This window comes from Faecalibacter sp., from assembly GCF_057177045.1.
The window spans coordinates 2,459,530-2,473,794 of record NZ_CM169987.1; the positions used below are offsets into that span (position 1 = coordinate 2,459,530).

At 35.5% G+C, this 14,265-nt stretch carries 9 protein-coding genes; all 9 read left to right on the plus strand.

Features of this window, described 5'->3' with window-relative positions:
* Positions 1–51 precede the first annotated feature (51 nt).
* The 9 genes from ccoS (at position 52) to sov (ending at position 14,263) form a co-directional block, all read left to right on the plus strand.
* A complete protein-coding gene (gene ccoS, locus AC1QSP_RS11485; RefSeq protein WP_322971134.1) occupies positions 52–216 on the plus strand; it encodes a cbb3-type cytochrome oxidase assembly protein CcoS in 165 nt (54 codons plus the stop codon).
* Entirely contained in the window at positions 216–2,492 is a 2,277-nt protein-coding gene (gene ccoO, locus AC1QSP_RS11490) for a cytochrome-c oxidase, cbb3-type subunit II (RefSeq protein ID WP_484078812.1), read from the plus strand. The genes ccoS and ccoO overlap by 1 nt, the downstream gene beginning before the upstream one ends.
* On the plus strand, positions 2,492–2,707 hold the full coding sequence (locus AC1QSP_RS11495) for a cbb3-type cytochrome c oxidase subunit 3 (protein WP_484078813.1): 216 nt from the start codon (positions 2,492–2,494) through the stop codon (positions 2,705–2,707). The genes ccoO and AC1QSP_RS11495 overlap by 1 nt, the downstream gene beginning before the upstream one ends.
* Positions 2,704–3,654, plus strand: coding sequence for a cbb3-type cytochrome c oxidase N-terminal domain-containing protein (locus tag AC1QSP_RS11500; protein ID WP_484078814.1), 951 nt, complete (start codon positions 2,704–2,706; stop codon positions 3,652–3,654). The genes AC1QSP_RS11495 and AC1QSP_RS11500 overlap by 4 nt, the downstream gene beginning before the upstream one ends.
* A gap of 100 nt (positions 3,655–3,754) precedes the next feature.
* Positions 3,755–5,236, plus strand: a complete 1,482-nt coding sequence (gene ccoG / locus AC1QSP_RS11505; RefSeq protein WP_484078815.1) for a cytochrome c oxidase accessory protein CcoG — start codon at positions 3,755–3,757, stop codon at positions 5,234–5,236.
* A gap of 3 nt (positions 5,237–5,239) precedes the next feature.
* The gene (locus tag AC1QSP_RS11510; protein WP_484078816.1) at positions 5,240–5,683 is read left to right on the plus strand and encodes a FixH family protein; all 444 of its coding nucleotides are present in this window, start codon (positions 5,240–5,242) and stop codon (positions 5,681–5,683) included.
* Positions 5,668–6,384 (plus strand): sulfite exporter TauE/SafE family protein, encoded by a 717-nt coding sequence (locus AC1QSP_RS11515; protein WP_322971124.1) that lies wholly within the window; start codon positions 5,668–5,670, stop codon positions 6,382–6,384. Before AC1QSP_RS11510 ends, AC1QSP_RS11515 begins: the two co-directional genes overlap by 16 nt.
* A 92-nt stretch (positions 6,385–6,476) precedes the next feature.
* Positions 6,477–7,058, plus strand: a complete 582-nt coding sequence (ruvA, locus tag AC1QSP_RS11520; RefSeq protein WP_484078817.1) for a Holliday junction branch migration protein RuvA — start codon at positions 6,477–6,479, stop codon at positions 7,056–7,058.
* Entirely contained in the window at positions 7,058–14,263 is a 7,206-nt protein-coding gene (sov, locus tag AC1QSP_RS11525) for a T9SS outer membrane translocon Sov/SprA (RefSeq protein ID WP_484078818.1), read from the plus strand. The genes ruvA and sov overlap by 1 nt, the downstream gene beginning before the upstream one ends.
* Positions 14,264–14,265 lie beyond the last annotated feature (2 nt).

Sequence of the window (14,265 nt, forward strand, 5' to 3'; positions counted from 1 at the left end):
GACTAAAATCATTGTGATAAGAAGTTGAGGGTTTGTAATTTTGTAAATGTTATGGGGATATTATTATTGATGATAATGGTGAGCGTTTCATTGGGCGCAATCTTCCTTCTGTTCTTTTTTATAGGGTACAAGAAGGGACAATTTGATGATGATGAATCTCCAGCAGTACGAATGTTGAAAGAAGATAAAAAAACTAAAGATAAAATCGACTCATAATGCAAATGCAGACTTTTAGTTACGACAATAAGATCGTAAAGTATTTCGTTTATGCCACATTATTTTGGGCAGTTATGGCATTTTTCTTTGGGGTTTTAGTGGCGACATTGCTTTTCTTCCCGACTTTACCGGAGATGATCTTTGGTACAGATGACGGAACCGTAGGTGGTTTAGGTGGAGGAATTCAAGGTCTTGTTAATTCTCAAGGGGTGCTTGGTTATGGTAGGCTACGTATGATTCATACCACGTTTGCAGTATTTGCTTTCGTAGGTAACTGTTTCTTCAGTGGTGCTTACTATTCATTACAAAGATTGTTAAAAACTAGAATGTACAGCGATGTAATGAGCTGGACAGTATTCTGGGGATGGCAATTATTTATTGTTTCGTCTTTTGTGACGTTCATTTTAGGTTATAATACTTCAAAAGAGTATGCTGAACATGAATGGCCAATAGACATTTTAATTGCTTTAGTTTGGGTATTATTTGGTGCACAAATGTTCCTTACTATTGCTAAACGTCGCGTACGTCATTTATACGTTGCGATTTGGTTCTTTATTGGTACTTGGGCTGGTATTACAATGTTACACGTATTCAACAACTTAGAATTACCTGTTACATTTAGCTTAACATCTCCTAAGTCTTATTCTATTTATTCAGGTGTACAAGATGCCTTAGTACAATGGTGGTACGGACACAATGCAGTTGCATTCTTCTTAACTACTCCAATCTTAGGTTTAATGTACTACTTTGTACCGAAAGCGGCTAACCGTCCTGTATTCTCATACAAGTTATCGATTATCCACTTCTGGTCATTAATCTTTATCTACATCTGGGCTGGACCTCACCACTTATTATACACTGCATTGCCAGGGTGGGCACAAGCTTTAGGTACTGGATTCTCAATTATGTTAATCGCTCCATCTTGGGGTGGTATGTTAAATGGTTTATTAACATTACGTGGATCTTGGGATAAAGTAAGAGAAAATCCTATATTAAAATTCTTCGTTGTAGCATTAACTTGTTATGGTATGGCTACATTCGAAGGTCCTTTATTAGCAACAAAAACTTTAAACAAAATCGGTCACTTTACGGACTGGGTTCCTGCTCACGTACACGTTGGTACTTTAGGATGGAACGGGTTTATGGCTTTTGGTATGGTTTATTTCTTAGTTCCTAAGCTATTTAACACAAGATTAGCTTCTATTAAGTTAGCTAACGCACACTTCTGGATTGGTACTTTTGGTATCTTATTCTGGGTAATTCCAATGTACGTTGCAGGTTGGACACAAGGTTTAATGTGGAAACAATTTGCTGACGATGGTACATTAGCTTACGGTAACTTCTTACAAACAGTTACGATCTTAAAACAATGGTTATATCCATTACGTGCATTTGGTGGTACATTATACTTAACTGGTGCAATTTTAATGGTGATCAATGTAATTAAAACAGTTCGTGCAGGTTCTTTCGTAAACAACGAAGAGGTAACAGCTCCTGCATTAGCACCAAAATCTGCATCTCGTGCAGAAGGTGAAACAGTTCACACTTGGATCGAACGTATGCCAATTGTATTAACAATCGGTTCGATCTTAACATTAGCAATTGGAGGTTTAGTAGAGATTGTACCTACATTAACAGTAAAATCGAATATTCCAACGATTTCTAGTATCAAACCTTATACTCCATTAGAGTTAGAAGGTCGTGACTTATATATTCGTGAAGGATGTAATGCTTGTCACACACAGATGATTCGTCCATTCCGTGATGAAGTAAAACGTTACGGTGAATACTCTAAAGCTGGAGAATTCGTATACGATCACCCATTCTTATGGGGGTCTAAACGTACAGGACCAGATTTACACCGTGAAGGAGGTAAAAATCCAGATGCATGGCACTACAAACACATGTGGAATCCACGTGAAACTTCTGATGGTTCAATCATGCCTCGTTACCCTTGGTTAGCTGAAAATACATTAAAAGCTGATTTAACTAAGGATAAAATGAAAGCAATGGTTTCTTTAGGAGTTCCATACGAACAAGAAGATTTTGATAGTATGCGTGTTTCTATGGATCGTCAAGCGTTAGCAATCGAGCAGAGTATCTTTAAAGATGCAAGCGACTTAAAAGCTTTATGGGCTAAAAAAGAAGCTGAAGCTAAGGCTGCTGGTGAAGAGTTCGTTCCATTACGTAACCGTGAGATTACAGCTTTAATTGCTTACTTACAACGTTTAGGAACTGATATTAAGGCAGATCAAATCGAAACGGCAAGTAATTAATGTTAAAATATTACAAGGAGTTTTTCTCTGAGTATGATAACGCAAGTTTGTATCAAACTTTAATCCTTTTGGCTTTTATCCTGTTCTTTGTAGCAGTTTTCTACATCGTATGGAAAAAACCAAAAGGATATTATAAAGAGTTTGAACATGCTCCTCTTGATCTAGAGAAAGAAGAAATTGTAAATGAGAAAAACGATAAAAAAACTCTAAAATGAAACAACGTACCCCGGCTTATATATTTATTCCTTTAACAATGTTAGCTGTTATTCTAGCTTTCACAATGGTAACGCCAGTAGAAACTATTGCTGAGCCAGGTTTTAAAGGAATGGTTAATAATTTACTTACTCACTTAGGTGCAGTAGTACAGCAAGGAATTGTTTGGGCAGTAGTAGCTGTGGCTTTAGTCATGTTATTTATTATTAATGCACTTAATAAAGTTATAGAGACACAAAAGTTTAAACAATTAACACCAGAACAACAAGCAGAGTATTTAGCTGAAGCTAAAATTGGATACTTCAAACGTTTATTCGGTAGTGCTTCTAAAAAACAATCTGCTGAAGAGGAAGAAGCAATCATTATCGACCATGGTTTTGATGGTATTAAAGAGTTAGATAATGCTTTACCTCAATGGTGGTTATCATTATTTTACTTTGGTATAGTATTCTGTATTACTTATGTAATGTCTTATGCGTTTACAGATTTTGCTCACATGGATAGAGAGTTCGAAGAAGAGATGGCTATCTTAGATGAAAGAGATGCTAAATGGGCAGAAGCTAACGATATTACTATCGAAGGTGCTGTAAATAAATCTAACGACCCTGCAATTGTTGAAGAAGGAGGGAAAATCTTTAAACAAAACTGTGTACAATGTCACTTAGAAGGTGGTCGTGGTGGTATTGGTCCAAACTTAACAGATGATTATTGGATCAACCACGAACAAAACGAAGATTTATTCTACAATGTCTATGACATCGTGTATAATGGTGCACCTCACAACCCTCAGATGAGACCTTTCGGACAACGTAAAGAATTATCTGGTTTAGCAATTGAAAAAGTTGCTTCTTATGTGTACCACATTAACCAAGTAGAAAAAACGTTAACTGAAGCTGATGGTGCTGCTGCACCTCAAGGAGACTTAGTTGACAAGTGGAAACAAAAATAATTTGTTTATAAACAAATAAATATCACAAGAAAGAGAGCTTATTTATAAGCTCTCTTTCTTTTTTTAGTCGTAAATTTGATAAGAATTTAAAGCAATCATTATGAGTGCATCAGATAAAGATAATAAAGATAAAATTCAGGATGATGTACATTTGGATATCGATTACCAAATGGACGAAGAGGTACGTAATTCCATTGGAACAATGGAGAAGTCCGGAAAGAGAAAATGGGTATATCCAAGAAAACCCAAAGGGAAATTTACAGATCGTCGTACTTACGTAAGTTATCTCTTATTGGCCATTTTATTTATTACACCATTCATTACTTTACCCAACGGGAATCCTATCCTAAAGTTTGATGTATTGAAACGAGAGTTTATTATCCTTGGATATCCTTTCTTTACATCCGATTTCTTTTTGTTGGCTATTGGTGGTATTGCCACTTTTATATTTGTCATTTTATTTACAATGGCTTACGGACGTCTTTTCTGTGGATGGGTATGTCCTCAAACCATTTTCTTAGAAATGGTTTTCCGTAAAATAGAATATGCTATTGAAGGGGACCGTGCAAAACAAATGCGTTTGGATAAGCAAGAATGGGACGAAGAAAAGATTCGTAAAAAATTATTAAAATGGACCATTTTTGCAATTATATCATTTTTAATCTCAAATGTCTTCTTGGCCTATATTGTAGGGAAAGAAGCATTAATCGAATTAATAAAACATGGACCAATTGAAGAATTCACAACATTTTTTGTTCTAATTCTTTTCACAGGAGCATTCTATTTTGTTTTCGCATGGTTTAGAGAACAAGCTTGTACGTTAGTATGTCCTTACGGTCGTATGCAAGGAGTATTAATCGATTCACAAACCATTAATGTAACGTACGATTACAAACGTGGTGAGCGTACTGCTGGTCGTGCAAAATTTAAAAAGAATGAAGATCGTATAGCTGCTGGTAAAGGAGACTGTATTGATTGTGGACAATGTGTGGCGGTTTGTCCTACAGGAATTGATATTCGTAATGGGATTCAATTGGAATGTGTGAACTGTACGGCATGTATTGATGCCTGTGATGAAGTGATGCTTAAAGTGGGACTTCCTACAGGATTAATTCGATATGCATCTGAAGATAACATTAAGAAAGGAGAGAAATTTAAATTTACGAAACGATTAGGAGCTTACACATTTGCTTTAGTTGCTTTATTAGGAATTATGACGGCTTTCTTAGTGACACGCTCTTCTGTCGAATCAAAATACTTAAAAGTTCCTGGTACCGATTTTAGATCAGAAGGTCAATATTACGTAAACCAATTCGAGTATACGTTATACAATAAAACAACAGTTGATCAAGTCGTAAAAATCAAATTATTATCACACGAAAATTCTCAAATTGAAATGTTCATTGGTGATAATAATTTAACGTTAGATAAAGGAGAAATTATTCAAGGGAAATTCTATTTGAAAATTCCACAAAACGAGGTAAAATCCTATAAGGAATTAATCGTTATTGGATTGGTGGATGAAAATGGAAAAGTCATTGATAAATACAAAACAAGTTTCTCATCACCTTATAAATATTAGATTATGAAATTAAATTGGGGTCATTATATTGCTATTGCATTAGGATGTTTTATGACGTTTATTTTAACGTTAATGTTTACCGCAGGTGATTCTGGACATGCTATGGTAACGGAGGATTATTATGAGAAAGAATTAACTTTCCAAAATGAGATTGATGCCGAGAAAAGCGCATTAGCATTAACAGAAAAACCAGAATTACGCTCACAAGCGAATGGAATGGTATTAGAATTCCCTACATCAATAGTTGATCCTAAGGGGACAATTTATTTAATGCGTAACAATGATGAGACGAAAGATATTTTAATGCCGATTAAGTTGAATCATAAAAATCAAATGTTAATCTCTTCAGTTGATCTTATCGATGGGGAATATGAGTTATTCCTAAAATGGAAAAGTGAAAACAAAGAATATATGATTAAAAAGTCCATTCAATGGATTTCACAATAATAATATTAGCTTTAACAATAGGACTGACATCATCCCTGCATTGTGTAGGGATGTGTGGTCCTATTGCTTTATCGCTTGGGCTAAATGCTGAAAATAAAATTAAATTTTCGGTTCGTAATTTAACCTACCAATTGGGTCGTGTAACGACTTATACTTTCTTAGGGGCTTTTCTAGGAATCATTGGAGAATCATTTTCTTTTGCTGGACTTCAAAATTATTTGAGTATCGCCATTGGAATATTAATGATTATCATGGTGATGATTCCAAAATTTTATGAAAACGGAGCGACTTCACTTCGTCCTATTAATCAGCTAATGCTGAAGGTGAAAATACTTCTAGGGAAATATTTATTGAAAAAAGATTCTACTTCATTGTATATCGTTGGAGTATTGAATGGTTTATTACCTTGTGGAGCCGTATATGCAACATTAACAGCTGCGATTGCCATGGGGTCTGTGACTAAAAGTGCCTTGTTTATGTTGTTCTTTGGTTTAGGAACATTGCCTTTAATGTTTGCGACGGTTTTATTCGGAAATTTCATTTCTGTCAAACAGCGTCAAACCATTCTAAAAATTCTTCCTATAATCACCATCCTTCTTGGTGTTCTCTTTATTCTTCGTGGATTGGAATTAAATATTCCATTTATTTCTCCTAATCCTGAAGCGTTAAAATTAAATGGTATGGAAGACCATTCCATGTAAATCTAAACATTCTTTATTTTATTGTTAAATTATCTTAATAAATTGTATTTTTGACTTTGTTGTATAACAAAATCTAGAATAAATACATTGAAATGATAACACAATTAAGGGGAAAATTAGTAGAAATCAATCCTACTAATGCAGTGGTTGATTGTAATGGAGTTGGCTATTGGGTTAATATTTCATTGAATACCTATTCTGCAATTGAACACGAAGAATTAATTACAATCTATACACATCTTATCGTTAGGGAAGATGCGCATATCCTTTATGGTTTTGCAACAAAATCGGAACGTGAAGTTTTTTTAAAACTAATTAGTGTAAATGGTGTAGGACCAGCATCTGGAATGATGATGATTTCTACATTATCGGCTCAAGAAATTGCAAATGCAATTGCTACGGATGATGTTCGCATGTTACAAAGCGTAAAAGGGATTGGAGCCAAAACAGCCCAACGAATCATAATTGATTTGAAAGATAAGTTAGATGTTGTAGTGGACGTAAATGTTAATTCAGGTTCTGATAAAAATAAATCTAAGAATGAAGCGTTATCTGCTTTAGAAGTTTTAGGAATTCCTAAAAAATCAGCAGAAAAAGTAATGGATAAAGTCTTATCGAGTTATCCAGACGCTGATGTTGAATTCTTAGTCAAAGAAACACTGAAGAAAATTTAATGAAATTAGATCGTAAGAAAAAGTCTAATACTCGTCGTCCATCAACTATCGCACAGTTATGTTTGTTGTTCGCTTTATCAACAGCACCCATAACTTATGCGCAAGAAGGTGGTGATGATTCCATCAAATTTCCTATTCGCAACCAAACCGGAGGATTATTTTTAGACAACCAAATTACCTATGATATTACGTATGATGCCATTTTTCAACAATATGTTATTGTTCCGAAAATAGGCACTACGCAAGCAGGAGCGCCTATTATTTTATCGCGTAAAGAGTATTTAGAATTGGTACAAAACGAGGATATGAAATCCTACTACCAAACGAAATCTCGTACGAACGATCAATTTTACCGTGAACAACAATTCGGGGATCGTGTAAAAAATAAAGAAGGAAGTATACTGCCAAGTTTTAAAGTCAAATCAAAAGCCTTTGAAACCATTTTTGGTGGATCAGAGATTAAACTGATTCCACAAGGATATGCCAACTTGGATTTAGGTGTATTTCTTCAAAAAATAGATAACCCACTCCTTTTACCACAAAACCGTCAAACTTTAACGATGGATTTGCAACAACGTATGCAATTAAGTGTACTTGGGAAAGTTGGGGAAAATTTACAATTAAAAGTTAATTACGATACGCAAGCTGGTTTCGGATTCGAAAACCAAATGAAGTTGCAATGGAGAAAAGCTTTAGGTACAAAATTAGACCCATTCGGTGGGGAAGATGATATTCTTCAAAACATCGAAGTCGGGAATATTAGTATGCCTTTAAGTACTTCATTAATATCAGGAGCACAATCCTTATTTGGGGTTCGTGCCGATATGCGTTTTGGACGTACTAACGTAACAACAGTTTTTTCAGAGCAACGTTCAGAAGCACGTAACATTAGTGTGCAAGGAGGAGGGGTAATGAATACCTTCAAAATTGCGGCTGAAAATTACGAATATAACCGTCACTTTTTTATAGGTCATTACTTTAGAGATGCTTACGACCGTGCATTGGCCAACTATCCTACGATTAATAGTAAGATTAATATTACGCGTATGGAGGTTTGGAAAGTGGACCGTTCAGGAGGTAATCAAGAGAACCGTCGTTCAATTATTGCGATCCGTGATGTGGGGGATGGAAACTCGATGTATCCAGACCGTGATAATGATCAATTGTATAACTCGATTACGAATATTGGAGATATTCGTAACATCAGTACAGCACGTACGGCTTTAAATGGTTATAATGATGGTACAGAAGTATTCCGTGATGGTGAACATTATTTGGTTAACGAAAATGTTCGAAAATTAGATCCTTCGGAATACTCTTTCAATCCACAATTAGGATACATTACTTTAAATTCACCTTTGGTAGATGGTGAAGATTTATTAGCAGTTTCGTTTCAGTATACTTTAACTGATAATCCATCGAAAATTTATAAAGTCGGTGAGATGTCGGATGAGTTTGATAAAACATTAATCACGAAGTTAATTAAACCGAATTCGGCAGTAAATCTTGCATCACCAATGTGGGATTTAATGATGAAAAATATTTATTCTTTAAATGCTTTCGGCGTAGATGCACAAGATTTTACGATGAATGTGACATTTAAAGATAACTCTGAGAATTCATCTGGAACCATTAATTATTTACCGAATACCGCAACCAATAATCGTCCTTTAATTCAGGTCTTAAACATGGACCGTTTAAATCAAAATGGACAACCAAGTGAAGATCCTAACGGAAATTCGGGGGATGGTATTTTTGACTTTGTTCCAGGATTGACGGTAGACACACAACGAGGATCGATCATTTTTACATCGGTTCAACCTTTTGGTTCTTACTTGAACCGTAAATTACAAGGTCAAAATCCTGAGTATGTCTTCAATGAAATCTATACCAAATTACCAAATGTATTAACTGCTGAGAAATTAGCGAACCGTTATCATTTGGAAGGAAAATACAAAGGTACAGTTGGTGATGGTATTCCATTAGGAGCATTTAATGTTCCTCAAGGTTCGGTAAAAGTGACAGCCAATGGAGTGGCTTTAATTGAAGGTTCTGACTATACGGTCGATTACCAATTGGGTCGTGTAAAAATCTTAAATGAACAATTAAAAAACTCAGGTACGCCGATTAACATCAGTTTAGAAAATCAATCGACATTCAATCTTCAGAAAAAACGTTTCATGGGGGTGAATGTAGAGCATCGTTTTTCGGACAAATGGATGTTAGGAGGGACGGTCATCAATTACCAGGAACGCCCAATTACACAGAAAACACAATTTGGTTCAGAACCGGTGAATAACACTGTTTTTGGATTAAATACACAATACAATTCTCAATCTGAATTCTTAACACGTTTAACGAATAAGATTCCAGGAATTAAGACGGATGAAATTTCAAACATCAACTTCCAAGCTGAGGGTGCATACTTAATGCCAGGAATTAACAAAGCGACCAGTGGATATTCATACATTGATGACTTTGAAGAGGCACAATCGCGTATCAGTTTATTGGATGTAGCGTCATGGCGTTATGGTTCTACACCAGGACGTCCTGCAGGGTATAACAATCAAAGTTTTCACCCGTATTTCCCAAACGGAACATCGGATAATAATTTAAGCTATAACAATGGACGTCGAATGATGTCTTGGTACTCTATTGATCCGCGTTTTTATGGTTTAGGTGGAAGTTCACCGGTTTCCGATGCTGCCATTTCGAATCACAAAGCGAGACGTGTTTTATTACGCGAATTATTTGATCAACGCGATGTCATGGCTGGAACGAATTCGTACATTAATACGATGGATATTTCTTATTATCCAGATGAGCGTGGTGCCTATAATGTGAATCCAAACAGCAACGATACACAAGGTTGGGCTGCGATGATGCGACCAATTAATGTTTCCAACTTCAGAGATTCGAATGTAGAATACATTGAATTCTGGATGATGGATCCGTATGCTGATGGTGAAGGAGGAGAAGGAGAATTATTAATCCACTTAGGGAATGTTTCGGAAGATATCTTAAAAGATGGGGAAATGGCTTATGAAAATGGGCTTCCGCATGCAGGAAATCAAACACAAACGACCGAAACCAATTGGGGTAAACAACCTTCGATTAATCCCGTTTTATATGCTTTCGATACGGAAGGTGAACAACGTAAGCAACAAGATTTAGGGTTCAATGGATTAAATGATGAAGAAGAAGCCGCTAAATATGGTTTAACATCAAATAATCCGGTAACTGGAGAGCTGGATCCAGCAAATGATAACTATTTATTCTATTTGGATCAGCGTTTAGCGAATCACCCATTTGGAGAAAGTGTGGTGAATCGTTACCGTTACTTTAGAAACCCACAAGGAAATACATCGACAGATGATCCATTAGCAGCATCTAGTTTATTACCAGATGTAGAGGATATCAATGGCGATTATAACTTAGATCAAACGGAAAATTATAATCAATATACATTAAAGATTACGCGTCAATCGTTAGAAGATCCAGAAAACAAATTTATTGTAGCTCGTAAAGAGTCTGAAGTTGAATTTGCCAATGGACGTCCTTCAACGGTGAAATGGTATCAAGTGCGTATTCCTGTGGATAGCTATGATTTAGATATCGATGGTGATGGTATTGAAGAATTAAATAACGAACAATCCATTGCGCAAGCGGAAAGTGTTTTATCATCCGCACGTTTTATGCGTATGGTAATGCGTGGGTTTGATGAACAAACAACAATTCGTTTAGGAACATTTGATTTAGTTCGTTCAGAATGGAGAAGATATCCTAAAAATATTTTCCCATATATTATTAACAATGAGGAAGGGTATGAGGAAGATCGCAACATTGGCGATTTAGAAATTGGTGAGGTAAGTATTGAACAAAACTCAACGAACCGTCCTCCTTATAAGATGCCTCCTGGAATTTACCGTGAACAAACTCAAGGTACAACAGGATATCAAAGTCAAAATGAGGCTTCGATGACGTTGAAAGCGAAATTCAAAGGAGGAAGTACATCAAAGGCTATTTTCAAAAATGTAAATCTTGATTTACGCCGATACAAAAAGTTAGAAATGTTTGTGTCTGCCCAAGATTTATTAAACCGTACGAATGCGAATTTAGATCCAGATACGAAATTATTCATTCGTTTAGGATCTGATTATACTGATAACTACTACGAGTACGAAATTCCATTAAAGTATACGCCGATTACGGCAATTACTGAAAGTGAAATTTGGCCAGTAGATAACAAAATTGATTTAAATACAGATTTCTTTACTGATGCCAAGAAGTTAAGAGATTCTGATAACTACAGTACCAGAGAACGTTTCTCTTATTTAATAGATGAAGCTAATCCAAACAAGGCAGTTTACGTAAAAGGTCGCCCAACGTTAGGAAATGTTTCCTCATTAATGATTGGGGTTCGTAATACAGGGGGTGCAACAGATAAAGAAGTTTTACTTTGGGTAAATGAATTACGTTTAAGTGAAATTGATAACGAAGGGGGGTATGCAGGAGCAGCTAACCTACAATTCAATTTAGGAGATTTTGCGAACGTACAATTATCAGGTAGCACAAGTTCTGTAGGATTTGGTGCAATTGATCAAGGACCTGCAAATCGTAATCAAGACGAGACAACAGAGTATTCGATCAATGCAGAAGTGAAATTAGATAAATTCTTACCAAAGAAATGGGGCTTTGAAATTCCATTCAATTTTACAATGCAAGAGCGCTTCATCGATCCAAAGTACAATCCATTGGATAATGATATTGAATTTGATGAAGCACCAAATAAAGAAGAGTTAAAAGAAATTGTGCGTACTTACTCACAGTATAAGAGTTTTGCGTTCAATAACATTCGAAAAATTAGAGCTCCGAAGAAAACGCCTCGTTTTTATGATATTTCGAATTTCTCTTTATCCATGATGTATGCAAACAATTACTTCCGTGATATTTATACAGAATACATGGTGGATCAACAGTTACGTGCATCATTAAACTATAATTATCAATTTAAGAACAAGCCATACGAACCATTCAAAAAATGGAAGGCTGCTCAAGCAGCACAACCATCTGGGAAGTATTTACAATTTATTAAAGAATTTAACATCAATCCAATTCCAACGAGATTCTCGTTCAGAACGGAGATTGCACGTACTTATAGCGAGCGTCAGTACCGAGATTTAAACCAGTATCTTGGTGGTAGTTCAGCCTATATGGCGCCATTCTTTAGTAATAATTTCTTGTTCTCATGGCAATATAACTTAGGGTTTGATTTAACAAAATCCTTACGTTTAGACTTAACTTCATCTACAACGACGTTAAACGATGGCGACATGTTCTATAAAGCTGATCAATCATTGATTTGGCAAAACATGTTCAAAGTTGGTCGTCCTGTAAACTATGATCAGAAGTTACAAGTCAACTACAAGTTACCATTAAAATTCTTCCCGTATTTAAACTGGATGAATATGGAGGTTGCCTATAGTGCGAATTATAACTGGCAAGCCAATTCGTTAGCTACGCGAGTGTATAAAGAATATGATGATATTGGAAATGTCGTTAAAACACACAATTTAGGGGATGGATTTGCACAAAATTCAAATGCAATTTCCTTAATTGGTGATATGGATTTTTCTCGTTTCTATTCTGAATTTAAAGGATACAAAAAGTTTGATTCAATTTTAAAAGGCCGTCGTTCAGAGATTGATTCCTTAAATAATGCCTATGCAGAATTGGCATTGAAAAAGAACAAACGTCGTTCGAAAAATGACTATAAATTCAAACATAAATTTAAGGCAAAAGATTATGGTTGGATGTTATTGTCATCATTAAAACGTGCAAACTTTAACTATAACCAAACGAATGGAGCAGTGATCCCAGGATTGTTCTCGGAACCTGGTTTCTTCGGAACAAATAGCCAATCTGCACCTACGTTAGGATTTATTTATGGAACGCAGTTCGATATCAAACGTCAATTGGTGGAAAGAGGATTAATTTCGGATAGTGATTTGATGACGGATCCGTATCAAATCAACAAAGGAACGAACTTTAATGCCACAGCTTTAATTGAACCTATCCCGAATTTACGTATCGATTTAAATGCAAAACATACAGAAGATCGTCGTCAATACCATACTGGATTTAATACCTACGAATGGATTGAAGATCCTATTACAGGAGAATTAGTTCGTGGAGCGTATCGTCCAAATCCATACATTGACCAATTAGGTAACCTGAATGTATCGAACATCAACTTGGCCACAGCTTTTTCAGATAAGGATCAAATCTTTACTCAATTCATCGAGAATTCGAGAATTATTTCTCAACGTTTGGGTGGACAATTAGCCGGTCAAGGAGAATTCGCTGATGGGTATAGTATTACAAATCCAGATGTTGCATTACCTGCTTTTGTTTCTGCAGTAGAAGGAAAAGATGCGTCTGGAGCCAAATTAGGATATAACAAACGTATTCCTTTACCAAACTGGCGTGTAGCTTATACGGGATTAAAATCGATTCCAGTGATCAATAAATTTGCGGATCAGATTGAAGTATCTCATGCATATGTTTCAAGTTATACCGTAAGTAATATTCAATCGAATCCAAACTATTATTTTAGAGGAGATGATAATGCGCTTGGACGTGATATTTCAGGAAACTTTTACTCGAAAAATTTATACGGATCGGTAGCTATGATCGAATCATTCTCTCCATTAGTAGGAGTAGATGTTACTTTCCGTAACAGTATGCAAGTAAGAGCGCAATATAATCGTGATCGTTTGTTGTCGTTAAGTTTAAGTAACTATACGTTATCTGAAGATTACGGAAATGAATTTATTGTAGGTTTCGGTTACATCTTTAAAGATTTTAAAATTAAGATGCGCTACCAAGGAAATCAAAAGACATTAAAAGGAGATTTGAATATCCGTGGAGATTTCTCTTTGCGTGATAACGAAACTCGTATTAGAAGATATGGAGAAATGTTCTCATCTGGAACAGTAGATCCAACCATTGCACAAGATTATTCGCAAATTACTGGTGGACAACGAATCATGTCGTTAAAATTATCGGCAGATTATAATGTTAGCCAAAATTTAAATCTTAGATTATATTGGGATCAAATGTTGAGTGAATATAAAATTTCAACAGCATTCCCAATTTCTCAGATTCGTGCCGGATTTAGTGCTACCTTTACATTCGGAAATTAAAA